The organism is Mediterraneibacter sp. ICN-202921 (assembly GCF_037890075.1).
GTDB lineage: Bacteria > Bacillota > Clostridia > Lachnospirales > Lachnospiraceae > Mediterraneibacter > Mediterraneibacter massiliensis.
In genome coordinates this window covers 18,132-32,837 of the sequence record NZ_JBBKBE010000006.1, presented here as the reverse complement: position 1 = coordinate 32,837, position 14,706 = coordinate 18,132, and the positions used below count along the sequence as shown (strand labels likewise).

Annotated in this window: 13 protein-coding genes; 12 read left to right on the top strand and 1 reads right to left on the bottom strand. The window is 43.3% G+C overall.

Annotated elements, in window-relative coordinates; genetic code table 11:
* From murD to WKT01_RS06850, 10 genes are all read left to right on the top strand, one after another.
* Positions 1-1,359 carry a UDP-N-acetylmuramoyl-L-alanine--D-glutamate ligase gene (gene murD / locus WKT01_RS06895; protein WP_117975712.1) on the top strand — a complete coding sequence of 453 codons (1,359 nt, stop codon included), beginning with the start codon at positions 1-3 and terminating at the stop codon, positions 1,357-1,359.
* 13 nt (positions 1,360-1,372) lie between these two features.
* A complete protein-coding gene (locus WKT01_RS06890; RefSeq protein ID WP_059069092.1) occupies positions 1,373-2,458 on the top strand; it encodes an FtsW/RodA/SpoVE family cell cycle protein in 1,086 nt (361 codons plus the stop codon).
* A gap of 27 nt (positions 2,459-2,485) precedes the next feature.
* Positions 2,486-3,238 carry a cell division protein FtsQ/DivIB gene (locus tag WKT01_RS06885; protein WP_117975713.1) on the top strand — a complete coding sequence of 251 codons (753 nt, stop codon included), beginning with the start codon at positions 2,486-2,488 and terminating at the stop codon, positions 3,236-3,238.
* 154 nt (positions 3,239-3,392) lie between these two features.
* The gene (ftsZ, locus tag WKT01_RS06880; RefSeq protein ID WP_059069096.1) at positions 3,393-4,571 is read left to right on the top strand and encodes a cell division protein FtsZ; all 1,179 of its coding nucleotides are present in this window, start codon (positions 3,393-3,395) and stop codon (positions 4,569-4,571) included.
* Positions 4,572-4,742: 171 nt separating this feature from the next.
* Positions 4,743-5,528 carry a sigma-E processing peptidase SpoIIGA gene (locus WKT01_RS06875; protein ID WP_117975714.1) on the top strand — a complete coding sequence of 262 codons (786 nt, stop codon included), beginning with the start codon at positions 4,743-4,745 and terminating at the stop codon, positions 5,526-5,528.
* Between the two features lies 1 nt (position 5,529).
* Positions 5,530-6,270, top strand: a complete 741-nt coding sequence (sigE, locus tag WKT01_RS06870; RefSeq protein ID WP_059069099.1) for an RNA polymerase sporulation sigma factor SigE — start codon at positions 5,530-5,532, stop codon at positions 6,268-6,270.
* Positions 6,271-6,327: 57 nt separating this feature from the next.
* Positions 6,328-7,938 carry an MBL fold metallo-hydrolase RNA specificity domain-containing protein gene (locus WKT01_RS06865; RefSeq protein ID WP_270395305.1) on the top strand — a complete coding sequence of 537 codons (1,611 nt, stop codon included), beginning with the start codon at positions 6,328-6,330 and terminating at the stop codon, positions 7,936-7,938.
* A gap of 190 nt (positions 7,939-8,128) precedes the next feature.
* Entirely contained in the window at positions 8,129-8,911 is a 783-nt protein-coding gene (gene sigG, locus WKT01_RS06860; RefSeq protein ID WP_059069103.1) for an RNA polymerase sporulation sigma factor SigG, read from the top strand.
* Positions 8,912-9,031: 120 nt separating this feature from the next.
* The gene (locus WKT01_RS06855) at positions 9,032-9,709 is read left to right on the top strand and encodes an HAD family hydrolase (RefSeq protein WP_270395307.1); all 678 of its coding nucleotides are present in this window, start codon (positions 9,032-9,034) and stop codon (positions 9,707-9,709) included.
* Positions 9,702-9,965, top strand: a complete 264-nt coding sequence (locus WKT01_RS06850) for a hypothetical protein (protein WP_059069106.1) — start codon at positions 9,702-9,704, stop codon at positions 9,963-9,965. The genes WKT01_RS06855 and WKT01_RS06850 overlap by 8 nt, the downstream gene beginning before the upstream one ends.
* Before the next feature lie 16 nt (positions 9,966-9,981).
* Here WKT01_RS06850 and WKT01_RS06845 read toward each other — a convergent pair whose 3' ends face one another.
* Entirely contained in the window at positions 9,982-10,413 is a 432-nt protein-coding gene (locus WKT01_RS06845; protein WP_270395308.1) for an FMN-binding protein, read from the bottom strand.
* A gap of 253 nt (positions 10,414-10,666) precedes the next feature.
* On the opposite strand from WKT01_RS06845, the gene pth reads away from it, so the two are divergent.
* Together pth and mfd are read left to right on the top strand one after the other, a co-directional pair.
* The gene (gene pth, locus WKT01_RS06840; protein ID WP_270395310.1) at positions 10,667-11,245 is read left to right on the top strand and encodes an aminoacyl-tRNA hydrolase; all 579 of its coding nucleotides are present in this window, start codon (positions 10,667-10,669) and stop codon (positions 11,243-11,245) included.
* Between the two features lie 5 nt (positions 11,246-11,250).
* Positions 11,251-14,607: a transcription-repair coupling factor gene (gene mfd / locus WKT01_RS06835; RefSeq protein WP_270395313.1), complete on the top strand. Its 3,357-nt coding sequence runs from the start codon at positions 11,251-11,253 to the stop codon at positions 14,605-14,607.
* Positions 14,608-14,706: the final 99 nt, after the last annotated feature.

The following is a 14,706-nucleotide window of genomic DNA, read 5'->3' as shown; positions in this document are numbered from 1 at the left end:
ATGGATATAAAAGGGAAAAAAGTACTTGTGTTTGGTTCCGGTATCAGCGGAATAGCTGCAGGCAGACTTCTCTTGCAGTTGGGAGCGGAAGTGATCCTGTATGACGGCAATACAAAGCTTGAAAAAGAGAAGATCTTAAGAAAACTTTCAGAAGGATGTATGGCAAAGGCAGAAGTCTTGTTAGGAGAGCTGATGCCAGAGGTGTTGGAGCAGCTGGATCTTATGGTGATCAGTCCCGGTGTACCGACTGATCTGCCGGTCATAGATCGGATAAGAGACAGAAAAATTCCTATATGGGGTGAGATAGAACTTGCGTATGTCTTTGGAAGAGGAGATGTGCTTGCGATCACAGGAACAAATGGAAAGACAACGACAACAGCGCTGCTTGGCGAGATCATGCGAAATGCCGGCAGAAATACGTTTGTTGTAGGAAATATTGGGAATCCGTATACGGATATCGTATTTAAGACGAAAAAAGATTCTGTGATCGTAGCGGAGATGAGCAGTTTTCAGCTGGAGACGATACATACATTTCGGCCAAAGGTGAGCGCTGTTTTAAATATCACTCCGGATCATTTGAATCGCCATCACACGATGGAGGCTTACATCGCGGCAAAGAAAAATATCGCGAAGAACCAGACGGAAGAAGATGTATGTGTACTCAATTTTGAGGATGAGACAACGAGAAAATTCGGAGAAAGTATAAAGGCTGAGGTTCTATATTTCAGCAGCCAGCGTAAACTGAAAAGAGGCATATATTTAGACGAGGGGCAGATCATTGTAAATCTGGGAGAGAAAAAGAGGCTTTGCCATGTGGATGAACTGCAGCTTCTGGGAGTCCACAATTATGAAAATGTAATGGCGGCGGCAGCTATGGCTCTTTCTTATGGGATCCCATTGGAAAGTGTACAAAAGTCAGTAAAGAAATTCAAAGGAGTAGAGCACAGGATCGAGTTTGTTGCGGAAAAAGGGGGCGTAGCCTACTATAATGACTCCAAGGGAACGAATCCTGATGCGGCTATCAAAGGAATCCGGGCGATGAAAAGACCAACGTTGCTTATCGGCGGCGGTTATGATAAGGAGTCTTCCTATGAAGAATGGATCCAGGCGTTTGACGGGAAGGTGAAAAAATTAGTCCTGATTGGCGCAACTAAGGAAAAGATCGCAAAAACAGCCGGAGAACTTGGGTTTACAGATGTTATACTGGCAGATACATTTGAGGAAGCTTTTTGTCTGTGCAGGGATCTGGCTGTTCCCGGCGATGCAGTACTGCTGTCCCCTGCCTGTGCCAGCTGGGGAATGTTTAAGAATTATGAGGAACGCGGAGATAAATTCAAAGAACTTGTAAATCAGTTATAAGGAGTGAATTTTATTGGAGCGTCCGGCAAAAAAGAGGCGGTATGATGACACACTGCTGGTTGTAGTGCTCTTGCTGGCGGGCATTGGTTTGATCTTGCTTTACAGTACCAGTGCATACAACGGCGAGACAAAGTTTCAAGATTCTTTTTATTATTTGAAAAAGCAGGGGTTTGCTACATTACTTGGAATTGCAGGTATGTTTAGTATTGCCAGGATTGATTATCATAAGTGGATTCCCCTGGCTGGTCTGGGATATTTGTCGGCGATCGCTCTTTCCGTTGCTGTTATATTGGTAGGAGATGAGTACAACGGGTCCAAAAGATGGCTGTCTTTGGGCCCGCTTTCTTTTCAGCCTTCTGAATTTGCAAAAGTGGCAGTGATCTTATTTTTATCATGTCTGATAACAAAGAATATAAAAAAGATGGACACATTTGGGACATTAGTAAAAGTCATGCTTCCGGTACTTCCGATCGTGGGACTGGTAGGAGCCAGTAATTTAAGCACGGCGATCATCATTCTGGGGATCGCGGTTGTTTTAGTTTTTGTGGCGAGTCCGAAATATGCACAGTTTATCTGGATGGGAGTGGCAGCTGTTGTATTTCTGGCAGTATTTTTGGCATTGGAAAGTTACCGGTTGGAGCGTCTTGCGATCTGGCGCAATCCTGAACAATATGAGAAAGGATACCAGACACTTCAGGGGCTTTATGCGATTGGAAGCGGAGGCTTGTTCGGAAGAGGGCTTGGGCAGAGTGTGCAGAAATTAGGTTTTCTCCCGGAAGCACAGAATGATATGATCTTTTCGATCATCTGTGAGGAATTGGGGATGGTGGGAGCGAGCATTATTATTTTGCTGTTCCTGCTTCTGATCTGGCGTTTTTTTGTCATAGCAACTAGAGCGAAAGATTTGTTGGGGGCGATGATCGCGTCAGGGGCGATGGCACATATGATGATCCAAGTAATCTTAAATATTGCAGTCGTGACAAACAGCATTCCTAATACAGGAATCACACTGCCGTTTATCAGTTATGGAGGAACTTCAGTCGTGTTTCTTCTTCTAGAAATGGGGCTTGTCTTAAGTGTATCTAATCTGGTAGAATAACCGCATATACATAAAGGAGGAATTTGGATGAAAAGAAAACGACGCAAAAGAAAAACAAGCCGGCTGATTTTAAGTATTTTTCTGGTTGTATTCCTGCTTAGTGTGATTGCGGTGGTTGGTTTCAGGACAAAGAAGATCCAGGTGACAGGGAATTCTTATTATGGAGAAAATTCCGTCATCACATGGATCTCACAAGATAAACTGTCTGTAAATTCTTTGTATCTTTTTTTGAAATATAATTTTACCGATGCCTCTCTGCCGTCAGGTATAGAGGAATTGAAAATTTCTTTTCGTTCTCCCTGGTCTATACAGGTGCGGGTGAAGGAAAAGGCGATGATCGGATATATCGATTACGATCAGGCGTATCTGTATTTTGATAAAGAAGGAATCGCCTGTCTGCGCACAAAAAGGGTGATAGAAGGAGTTCCGCATATACAGGGTATGGAAGTGGACGTATCGAAAGTAAAAATAGGGAAGTCGCTTCCTGCAGCGGATAAAAAGATTTTTCAGAAAATTGTAGAAGTTTCTAAATATTTAGAAAAATACAAACTTGATCCGGACAGTATCTCTTGCCCTGACGGGGAGATACAGCTTACATTTGGGATCGTGATTGTCCAGCTGGGCGAAAAAGAGTATGAAGACAAGATTGCCCAGATTTCCCCTATTCTTGCAAAACTGGCGGAGCAATATCCAGAGCAGGCGGGGACACTCCACCTGGAAAATTATGATACGTCCAATACAGCGGTCCGTTTTGTGCCGGAGGCAGCAGATGGAGAATAGGCAAAAGAGAATAAAAAGTGTGTGAAAATGCAAGAAAATACAAAAAAATCTATTGATTATTTGCTGAAAAAACTATATTATATACTTATTGGATTATATCGTTCAATATAGGGATGTATAAAAAATTAGTAGGACGACAAAGGAGGAAATACTCTTGTTAGAAATTAAAACGAATGAATCAGAAGCAGCTGCAAGAATTATCGTTGTCGGTGTCGGCGGCGGCGGAAATAACGCGGTAAACCGTATGATCGACGAGCAGATTGCAGGTGTGGAATTTATAGCGGTGAATACAGATAAACAGGCACTGCAGTTATGCAAGGCACCTACGCTAATGCAGATTGGTGAGAAGCTTACGAAAGGGCTTGGAGCAGGCGCACAGCCGGAGGTAGGCGAAAAAGCTGCAGAGGAAAGCGCAGAGGAGATATCTGCTGCATTAAAAGGTGCGGATATGGTCTTTGTAACCTGCGGCATGGGCGGCGGAACAGGTACAGGTGCGGCGCCTGTCGTAGCACGGATCGCAAAAGAGCAGGGGGCACTGACGGTCGGAGTTGTGACAAAGCCTTTCCGCTTTGAATCCAAGACGAGAATGTCTAATGCGCTTTCAGGGATTGACAGATTAAAAGAAAATGTAGATACGATCATCGTTATCCCGAATGATAAGTTATTGGAAGTGGTAGACAGAAGGACGACCATGCCGGAAGCCCTAAAGAAAGCAGATGAGGTACTGCAGCAAGGTATCCAGGGGATTACAGATCTGATCAATGTTCCTTCTCTTATCAATCTGGATTTTGCAGATATCCAGACGGTTATGAAGGACAAGGGGATCGCACATATCGGTATCGGAGAAGGACGTGGAGATGACAAAGCACTGGAAGCGGTAAAGCAGGCGGTTGCAAGTCCGCTGCTTGAGACAACGATCCAGGGCGCCTCCCATGTGATCATCAATATTTCCGGTGATATAACTTTGATGGATGCTTCTGACGCGGCAGATTATGTACAGGAGCTTGCCGGCGAGAGCGCAAATATCATTTTTGGTGCTATGTATGATGATACAAAATCTGATGAAGCAAGGATTACAGTTATTGCTACTGGATTACATAATGTGGGCGGGAGCGCTTCCAAGCTGAAGGCAAGATTGGAAGGACAGCAGAAAGTAGGCTCTATCCTGCCGTCAGGCGATATGCTTGGAAGAACTTCTGACGGAGAAAGGACTGCCGGAGGCTTTGCGAAAAGGACAACAGGCGGTACAATGCCGACTTTGCAGCAGCCAAGGACACCGTCTAGTAATGTAAAAGAGCAGTCTATTAAAATACCGGATTTCTTTAAGAAATAAACAGTAGTCTATAAAGCAGACAGCCTGTCCAGAAAGTGGACAGGCTGTTTTTTGTCGAAATATATTCCATATCTTATGTCAGTATCTGACAAATTTTCAAAAAGAACAAGATTATAATAGGCAGTGCTTGAGTGCTAAATCGATTTGTACCAAGGAGAAAGAAGGTGGAACATGTACTATGAGGTATACATAGACGTGTTATTTTTAGAAAACTTTATGATGGACTCCCTGCTTCTTCTTGCGATTCATACAATACGTAAAAGTGGAACGACACATAGACGTATTTTTGGGGGAAGCGCGGTGGGAAGCGTTCTTACCTGCATAGTGATTTCCCTGCCGCTTCCAGGAACTATTAAATTTTTACTTTATCATATGCTGGTGAATACCGTTATGCTGAAAACGGGTATCAAGATGAAAGGAATAAAGGCACTGTTTAAAAATATATGTCTTTTATATCTTTTTTCTTTCTTGTTCGGCGGAGTCCTCCATTTTTTCCGTCCTTATATGAGAACGGCAAGCCTGTTTTTCTTTGTTGCTGCTGGCAGTTATTGTCTGTTGGTAAAGGGGTGGGAAATGTTGAGAAAGATGGAAAGAAAACAAAAAAATATATGCAAGGTGATCGTACAGACGGATACGGGAGAACATGAATTTAAAGCTCTGCTAGATACAGGGAATACATTGGAAGATCCGGTGACTGGAAAATCCGTAAGCATTATAGATAAAGAAGCCGCGAGAAAGCTGTGCGGAGAAGAACCGTTGAAAGGGTTTCACTATATACCATACCGATGTGTAGGCAAAGAAAGTGTAATGCCTGCTTTTCAGATAGACAAAATGTGTATTTGCGCAGAGGAAGAAAAGTGGGTGTCAAACCCAGTACTTGGGATTGGAGAAGAAAGAATAGATAAGCAGGATGAATATCAGATGTTGTTAAATCCTGACATATTAGGAGGAATATAAGATGATTATAAAAGTCGCTGTACCACAGCAATTTAAATTAAAGGTAATACCGGATTTCCGAAGTCTTTTATTTACAAACCGCAAAGAAATACACTATATCGGTGGATCGGAAGTGCTTCCTGCTCCGTTGGATATAGAAAAGGAAAATGAGGTTATACAAAGATTAGGTTCTGAATATGATCAAGAGGCGAAGAAGCTTCTGATCGAACATAATCTGCGTCTTGTCGTATACATAGCAAAGAAATTTGATAATACAGGTGTTGGCGTGGAAGATTTGATCTCCATCGGGACGATTGGCCTGATCAAAGCTATCAACACTTTTGACCCGATGAAAAAAATCAAACTGGCAACGTATGCCTCCCGGTGTATTGAAAATGAAATCCTGATGTATCTGCGCAGGAACAATAAAACAAAACTGGAAGTTTCAATCGACGAGCCTCTAAATGTAGATTGGGATGGAAATGAACTGCTGCTTTCAGATATATTAGGAACAGAAGAAGATACGATCTATAAAGACCTGGAAAATGAAGCAGAGAGAAAGTTATTGGTCCGCGCGATCAACAAGTTGTCCAGCCGGGAGAAAATGATCATTAAAATGCGGTTTGGGCTGGATAATCCAGAAGGAAAAGAAAAGACACAAAAAGAAGTGGCTGATCTGCTTGGAATTTCGCAGTCCTATATTTCCCGTTTGGAAAAGAAGATCATGCAGAGGCTCAAAAGAGAGTTGGTGAAGTTTGAATAAAAGGGTGTATATCCCGTAAAAAGGTGATACAATAAGAAAAAAGGGTTGGTGAAGCTTATGAAATTGCACTTTATAGGAGCAGCCCATGAAGTGACGGGCAGCTGTCATTTTCTTGAAGCGGCGGGACAAAACATCCTGATAGATTATGGGATGGAGCAGGGACCGGATCTATATGAGAATCCGGGCCTTCCCCTGAAAGCGTCGGATATCGATTATGTCTTTTTGACACATGCACATATCGATCACTCCGGCATGCTGCCTAAACTGGTAAAAGATGGTTTTAAAGGGCAGATCATCACAACGTTTGCTACAGCAGACTTATGCAACATCATGCTTCGTGACAGCGCGCATATCCAAGAATTTGAGGCAGAGTGGCGGAACAGAAAAGGGAAACGTTCAGGTGCGCCTGTCTACGAACCGATCTATTGTATGCAGGATGCCTTGGATGCAATAGAATTGCTTGTTCCCTGCCAATATGGACAGCGGATCACCGTATGTGATGGGATTCAGGTGCGTTTTACGGATGTGGGACATCTGCTTGGTTCTGCCAGTATAGAAGTGTGGGCGACAGAAGGGGATATAACAAAGAAGATTGTATTTTCAGGCGATGTGGGCAATATCGACCAGCCCATCATCAAAGATCCTGCGTATACAGAGAGCGCGGATTATGTCGTGGTAGAATCTACTTATGGGAACAGGCTGCATACAACCGAAAAGATTGATTATGTGGGAGAGTTTACTCGAATATTAAAAGAGACATTCGAAAAGGGCGGCAATGTGGTGATTCCCTCTTTTGCTGTAGGCAGGACGCAGGAGATGCTGTATTTTATCCGGGAGATCAAAGAAAATAATTTGTTGAGTGAATTTCCGGATTTTGAAGTATATCTAGACAGTCCTCTTGCGATCGAGGCGACAAAGGTATTTACAAGAAATATGCGGGAGTGCTTTGATACGGAGGCTATGGAATTGGTCAATGCGGGAGTGAATCCGCTCGTTTTTCCGGGGCTTAAAGTTTCTACAACGAGTGAAGATTCTAAAATGATCAATTTTATAGAGAAGCCGAAAGTGATTATTTCTGCGTCCGGAATGTGCGATGCAGGAAGGATCCGTCATCACCTGAAACATAATCTGTGGAGACCGGAGTGTACGGTGCTGTTTGTGGGATATCAGGCAAATGGAACATTAGGACGCCGCCTGTTGGAAGGAGAAAAAAATGTGAAGCTCTTCGGAGAGGAAATAGAGGTGCGGTGCCGGATTGAAAGTCTGCACGGGGTCAGCGGTCACGCGGACAAAAACGGACTCCTTGCCTGGCTTAAAGGCTTTCGAAGTCCGATCGAGCGCGTGTTTGTTGTCCACGGAGAAGATACAGTGACGGAAGAGTTTGCCGGTACGATAGAAGAAGAACTTGGAATAAAAGCATGGGCTCCTTATCCGTGCGGGCAGGCAGATTTACTTACGAACGAGATCTTAAACGAAGGAGTACGGATCCCAGTCAAGGAAAAGAAGGCAGAGCAGAGAAAGTCAGATTCTGCTTATGAGCGTCTGCTGAGAGCCGGAAGGCATTTGCTGGATGTGATCGCAGGAAATAGAGGATTATCCAACAAAGACGCAGCAAGGTTTGAAAGTCAGATACAGAATCTTGCAGAAAAATGGGATAGAAAAAAATAAGTGTCTGAAAAATAAAAAAAGATAGATGGTCTGTATTTCTGCCGAAAAAAGGATATTTTATTCGGAAGAAATACAGACCATTCTTTTTTGTCAAGGACTAAAAGTTTATAAAATTTTCTTTCTTTCCGCATATCTTGCGTCCGCAGTGAGAATCATTTTACTAGAAAATGTTTCTAGGAGGATTCTTAAAATGGCGTTAAATAAAGTGGAATTATGCGGAGTAAATACATCCAGACTGCCTCTTTTGAAGGAAGAAGAGAAAGAAGCTCTGTTCGTGCGCATCAAAGAGGGTGACGAACAGGCGAGAGAAGAATATATCAAAGGGAATCTGAGGTTGGTCTTGAGCGTGATCAAAAGATTTGCAGCCAGCAATGAAAATGCGGACGATTTATTTCAGATCGGCTGTGTGGGACTTATGAAAGCGGTTGATCATTTTGACCCAGACAGGATGGTAAAGTTTTCTACTTATGCGGTGCCAATGATCATAGGGGAAATCCGGCGTTATCTGCGGGATAATAATTCTATCCGGGTAAGCCGTTCCTTGCGGGATACGGCCTATAAAGCGATTTATGCAAAGGAAGGATATATCAAGAAGTATTTAAAAGAGCCTACTGTACAGGAGATAGCAGATGAAATAGGAATATCTAAGGAGGACATTGTCTTTGCCCTGGATGCGATCCAGATGCCTATGAGTCTGCAGGAACCGGTATACAGCGACGGTGGGGATACACTGTATGTGATGGATCAGGTAAGTGATAAGAAGAATAAGGAAGAAAACTGGATCGAAGAACTGTCGTTAGAGGCGGCGATGGAGCGTCTGAATGAGCGAGAAAGGTATATCATCACCTTGCGGTTTTTTGAAGGAAAAACACAGATGGAGGTGGCGGAAGAAATCAAAATTTCACAGGCGCAGGTAAGCCGTCTGGAAAAAAATGCACTGAAGATAATGCGGCAATATCTTTTAGGAAAGTAGCAAGAGTAGTACGAAAGAAAAAAGAAGAAAAAATGTCTCTTTCTTAGTTGAAATTTCCTAAACTTCATACTATGATATTCATAGATTGTCAGTAAGATAAAGAAGGGATGAACGAAAAAGATGTACAAAGCTTGTATTTTCGATTTAGACGGGACACTGGCGGATACTTTGGAGTCACTGCTTTTTTCGGTGAATGAAACGTTAAAGGAGATGGGGCTGCCTTATATTACAAAGGATCAGTGCAGGAGATTTGTCGGCAATGGAGCAAAAGTACTGATGGAAAAAGCCATCGAGTCAGGCGGCGGGAGCGCAAAGGGGCGCATTGAGGAAGGTATGGAACGCTACAGACGTATATTTGACGCAAACTGCACATATCATGTAATACCTTATGAAGGAATAAAGACACTTCTTAATACACTTAAAAGCCGGAATATAAAACTGGCCGTACTGTCAAACAAGCCGGATGTCCAGACTGGAAAAGTTGTCGAAGAGCTGTTTGGAAAAGGAATGTTTGACTGGATTCAGGGGCAGAAGGAAGGGGTTCCCAGAAAACCGGATCCTTCTGCAGCGCTTGCGATAGCAGAAAGTTTGGGAGCTGCGGCTGAGGAGACGGTCTATATCGGGGATTCGGAAGTGGATATTGCCACAGGCAGGGCGGCCCATATGCTGACAGTTGGAGTGGCATGGGGCTTTCGAGGAGCAGCTGAATTAGAGAAAATCGGAGCCGGCTGCATTGTCAGTTCACCGGATGAGATCGTACAGCTGATAGAGAAGAAGGAGGAAAAAGGGTATGAATGAGTATGATGAAGAATGTTTGCTTACTTTTTTGAAGAAGCAGTCTCAGCTATTTGACGAACCTGTTGCGGAGACACTAGAGGAGGCAGAGGCATTTCTGGAGGACTGCATGGCAGTGGTTGTAGACTCTCTGGATGAAGTAAAAGAATACTTTGAAGAGAGTGGAGTTGATGTGGAAGAAATGTCCAAGGAAGAATTAGAGGAAGCATCTGAAGTTTTTGCTCTTCCGGATGGAAAATATCTGATCGTAGAAGGTTAAAAAAGAAAGGCCGCAGTTATCTGACTGCGGCTTTTTCAAGGGCTTCACTGATTGCATCCAGTATGATCTGCGAGGTATACGGTGTATCTTTAGAAAGTGTGATGTCTTCTAAAGATTGAGTATCATAGATTTGTTCTGCGATATCTTCTATGGCAGGCTGGATGAGAGGGAACATCGTCGCTACTGCTTCATCCAGATTGGAGAACCGAATGGAATTGATTCGAGATTCGTCTACGGATACTTCTACCTCCAGGTTTGTATTGTTTAGAGTGAGGGAAGAAGTATAGATACCCGGAGTATATTTTTTCGCGTCTGCATGTTTTTCATTTCCATCCGGTCTGAACATGACCACAAGCAGGATGATCAAGAGAATGGCAAGTGCCGCAAAGACAACGGTATAGATGATTTCTTTCATATGCAGGACGATGATTTTTGTTTTGGAACCCATAGAGTAACCTCCCAATGTATTTTTTTATGACAGTGAAAACGGTATTTTCTGCCATAACAATGCTCTTTAAAGATCGTACTGCAGCGGAGGAATTCGTACTGCGGCTGTCATCCGTTGCAGGAGAAGAACGTCAAAGAGCAGGATCCTTTTTTTATAAGTGTATGACGGAGAAAAGAAAAATATTCGTATCTTTACGTGACAAACAAGAGGCTATCCTGTAAAATGGTATCCGTAAAGTGAGAGGTGATAGAAAATGTTTATTATAGCAGGATTGGGAAATCCAACAAGAGAATATGAAGGAACTAGGCATAATGCCGGTTTTGAAGTAATAGATGCGCTAGCAGAAAAATATAATATAGCGGTAGACATAAAAAAACACAGAGCCTATATAGGAAAAGGAATCATAGCGGGACAGAAAGTACTTCTGGTTAAGCCGCAGACATATATGAATCTAAGTGGGGAGAGCATTCGAAGTCTGGTAGATTATTATAAGATAGATGAAACGGAAGAACTCCTTATTATTTATGACGATATCAGTTTAGATCCGGGACAGATACGGATTCGGGCAAAAGGAAGTGCGGGGGGACACAATGGGATCAAGAATATCATTGCCCATTTAGGAGATCAGGTTTTTCCAAGGATCAAGGTAGGCGTTGGGCAGAAGCCTCCGAGGCAGGATCTGTCAGAGTATGTGCTGGGACATTTTTCCGGAGAAGATAGGGAGAAAATGAAGGAAGGCTATGCACATGCGGTTTCGGCAGCAGAATTGATCCTCTCCGGTGAAATGGCGGCGGCAATGAACGAATATAATAGGAAAAAGAAGGATGAGTAGAGGACATGCAGGCTTTTTTAGCGCCGCTTAACGAACTTGCGGATTATCAAAAAATAAAAAAAGAGCGAAGAAAAGAAGAAGGATTGATACAGATTTCTGGATGTGTAAATTCACAGAAGACACATCTGATGTATGCGCTTGGCGATGGTTTTGGATACAAGATCATCGCTTTTTCCAGTGAGGAGAAAGCAAAAAAGGCATATGAGGAATATCGGTTTCTGGAGGAAAATGTCTTCTTATATCCGGCAAAAGATCTTTTATTTTACCAGGCAGATATCAAAGGCAGCCTTCTGGTGAGCAGACGGATGGAAGTGCTGCGTGCATTGATAGAAAAGAAAACGGCAGATCCTGTTACGGTGATCACTACAATGGATGCTTTCTTGGATGGCTTGCCGTCTCCGGATGAAATTTTAAAGAGAAGAGTGCATATTACCAATACAGATACGGTGGATTTTTCAGAATTGCAAACAAAGCTTTCTGTCTTGGGATATGAAAGAGAAGAACAGATAGAAGGACCGGGGCAGTTTGCGGTACGCGGCGGTATCTTGGATGTTTATCCTCTGACGGAAGAACTGCCTGTACGGATTGAATTGTGGGGAGATGAGATTGATTCTATACGGACATTTGATGTGGAAAGCCAGCGTTCTGTAGAGAACTTGGATGAAGTAGTGATTTATCCGGCAAAGGAGAGACTGGAAGAGGAGGAGAAAAGTGTTTCTTTTCTTGCGTATTTTCCCAGAGAGGATAGTCTGCTGTTTTTAGATGAACCGCTCCGCCTTATGGAGCATGCCAATGAGACGGAGGAAGAATATATTCACAGTCAGGAGAAAAGAGCGGATACGTATGCAGGTGAGACAGAAGAGAAACTTACGGTCTTTCCGGTGAAAAAAATTGCAGAAAAAATGAACCGGTATTTTGGCATTGCGTTTACGATGCTGGAATCGAAATGTGGTCCGTTTAAAGTGCGTGCGTCCTTTAGTTTCCAAGCAAAAGGAGTGAATCCGTATAACAATAGTTTTGAATTGCTGACGCGGGATTTAAAAAGATTGAAAAGAGCAGGATACCGTGTGGTACTTCTGTCTGGTTCACGGACGAGGGCAAAGAGGCTGGCAGAGGATTTGCGGGATTATGATCTGAGCAGTTTTTACAGTGAAGATATGGACAGAGAAGTAGAGCCCGGTGAGATCATGGCAGCATACGGTCACGTGGCGGAAGGATACGAATATCCGCTGTTGAAATTCATGGTGATCTCCGAAACAGATATTTTCGGAAAAAAGAAGAAAAAGAAAAAACGCCGTGCTTATGAAGGGCAAAAAATACAGGCTTTTACTGACTTGAAAGTGGGAGATTATGTTGTCCATGAAAATCACGGACTGGGGATCTATCAGGGAATTGAAAAAATAGAGATTGATAAAGTAACAAAGGATTATATGAAAATTTCCTATGCAGATGGGGGAAGTTTGTATATTCTTGCAACACAGCTGGATTTGATCCAGAAATATGCAGGGGCAGACGCGAAAAAGCCGAAGCTGAATAAGCTGGGAACAAGCCAGTGGGCTAGAACGAAAAAGCAGGTCAGGGGAGCTGTACAGGAGGTGGCGAAAGATCTGGTGGAATTGTATGCGAAGCGGCAGCAGTCCGAAGGATATGCCTATGAACCAGATACAGTGTGGCAAAAAGAATTTGAAGAGATGTTTCCCTTTGAGGAAACAGAAGACCAGCTCCATGCCATTGAAGATACAAAGCGGGATATGGAAAGTACCAAGATCATGGATCGCCTGATCTGCGGAGATGTAGGGTATGGGAAGACGGAGATCGCTATACGGGCGGCATTCAAGGCGGTGCAGGAGGGTCGGCAGGTTGTCTATCTGGTGCCGACGACCATTTTGGCACAGCAGCATTATAATACCTTTAGCCAGCGGATGAAAGATTTTCCTGTGCGTATCGACTTATTGTGCAGGTTCAAGACAACACAGCAGCAGAAAAAAACAGTGGAGGATTTAAAAAAGGGGCTGGTGGATATCGTGATCGGTACACACCGCGTATTGTCGAAGGATGTGCAGTATAAAAATCTGGGCTTGCTGGTCATAGATGAAGAACAGCGTTTCGGGGTCACGCACAAGGAAAAGATCAAAAAGTTAAAGGAAAATATAGATGTCTTAACTCTGACTGCCACACCGATCCCCCGCACACTTCATATGAGCCTGATCGGCATACGGGATATGAGTGTGCTTGAAGAAGCGCCTATGGATCGGATGCCGATCCAGACCTATGTGATGGAATATAATGATGAGATGGTGCGGGAGGCGATCGTGAGGGAACTTTCCCGTAATGGACAGGTGTACTATGTATATAACCGGGTGACAGATATTGCGGATATTGCAGGCCGGATACAGAAACTGGTGCCGGAAGCGACCGTGTCTTTCGCTCATGGGCAGATGAATGAACGTCAGTTGGAAAATATCATGTATGATTTTATCAATGGAGAGATCGATGTGTTAGTATGTACGACGATCATTGAGACAGGTCTGGACATATCCAATGCGAATACGATGATCATTCATGACGCAGACCGTTTGGGACTTTCACAGCTATACCAGCTTCGCGGAAGAGTAGGCAGGTCAAATCGTATGGCATATGCCTTTCTTTTGTATCGCAGAGATAAGCTATTAAAAGAGGTGGCGGAGAAGCGTTTGGCGGCGATACGGGAATTTACTGATCTGGGTTCTGGTTTTAAGATCGCCATGCGGGATCTGGAAATTCGCGGAGCCGGCAATCTGCTTGGCGAGGCACAGCATGGACATATGGCGGCGGTAGGGTATGATCTATACTGCAAAATGCTCGGTGAGGCAGTACGGCAGCTGAAGGGAGAAGCAAAAGAAGAAGTGTTCACCACAACAATGGATTTAAATGTAGATGCTTATATACCAGAATCGTATATTCCAAATGAATATCAGAAGCTGGATATATATAAACGAATTGCGGGGATTGAAAATGAAGAAGAGCTGGAAGACATGACAGAGGAACTTTTGGATCGCTTTGGGGATATTCCCAAACGTGTGCAGCAGCTTTTAACGATCGCGGGGCTGAAGGCCCTGGCACATTCGTGTTATATCACCTCTGTAGAACAAAAAGGAGATGAGCTAAAGCTTACGATGTATGAAAAAGCAAGATTGGATCCACGAAAGATACCAGAGCTTTTGAAAAGATATGCAGGCAGTCTGGCATTTAAAAATGAGGAACCTCCCTATTTTCTGTATGTGAAGAAAGGAAGAAATGGGCAAAAGAAAACAGACTCTATACTGGATGTGGTGAAAAAGCTGTTGACAGATATGGAAATGCTGAAAACAGAGGAAAAATAAAGCAAAACTTCAAAAGGGAAGTAAAAATTTTGCAAAGGGTTGTCTGTCTGTAAAAAACAAGGTATAATATATAAGTTATCCGGGATGTCAGGGGATATT

Bases quoted from the DNA above. Each gene is read 5' to 3' on its own strand.
- murD (WP_117975712.1), top strand. From the start codon at position 1: ATGGATATAAAAGGGAAAAAAGTACTTGTGTTTGGTTCCGGTATCAGC.
- WKT01_RS06885 (WP_117975713.1), top strand. From the start codon at position 2,486: ATGAAAAGAAAACGACGCAAAAGAAAAACAAGCCGGCTGATTTTAAGT.
- WKT01_RS06875 (WP_117975714.1), top strand. From the start codon at position 4,743: ATGTACTATGAGGTATACATAGACGTGTTATTTTTAGAAAACTTTATG.
- sigE (WP_059069099.1), top strand. From the start codon at position 5,530: ATGATTATAAAAGTCGCTGTACCACAGCAATTTAAATTAAAGGTAATA.
- WKT01_RS06865 (WP_270395305.1), top strand. From the start codon at position 6,328: ATGAAATTGCACTTTATAGGAGCAGCCCATGAAGTGACGGGCAGCTGT.
- sigG (WP_059069103.1), top strand. From the start codon at position 8,129: ATGGCGTTAAATAAAGTGGAATTATGCGGAGTAAATACATCCAGACTG.
- WKT01_RS06855 (WP_270395307.1), top strand. From the start codon at position 9,032: ATGTACAAAGCTTGTATTTTCGATTTAGACGGGACACTGGCGGATACT.
- WKT01_RS06850 (WP_059069106.1), top strand. From the start codon at position 9,702: ATGAATGAGTATGATGAAGAATGTTTGCTTACTTTTTTGAAGAAGCAG.
- WKT01_RS06845 (WP_270395308.1), bottom strand. From the start codon at position 10,413: ATGGGTTCCAAAACAAAAATCATCGTCCTGCATATGAAAGAAATCATC.
- pth (WP_270395310.1), top strand. From the start codon at position 10,667: ATGTTTATTATAGCAGGATTGGGAAATCCAACAAGAGAATATGAAGGA.
- mfd (WP_270395313.1), top strand. From the start codon at position 11,251: ATGCAGGCTTTTTTAGCGCCGCTTAACGAACTTGCGGATTATCAAAAA.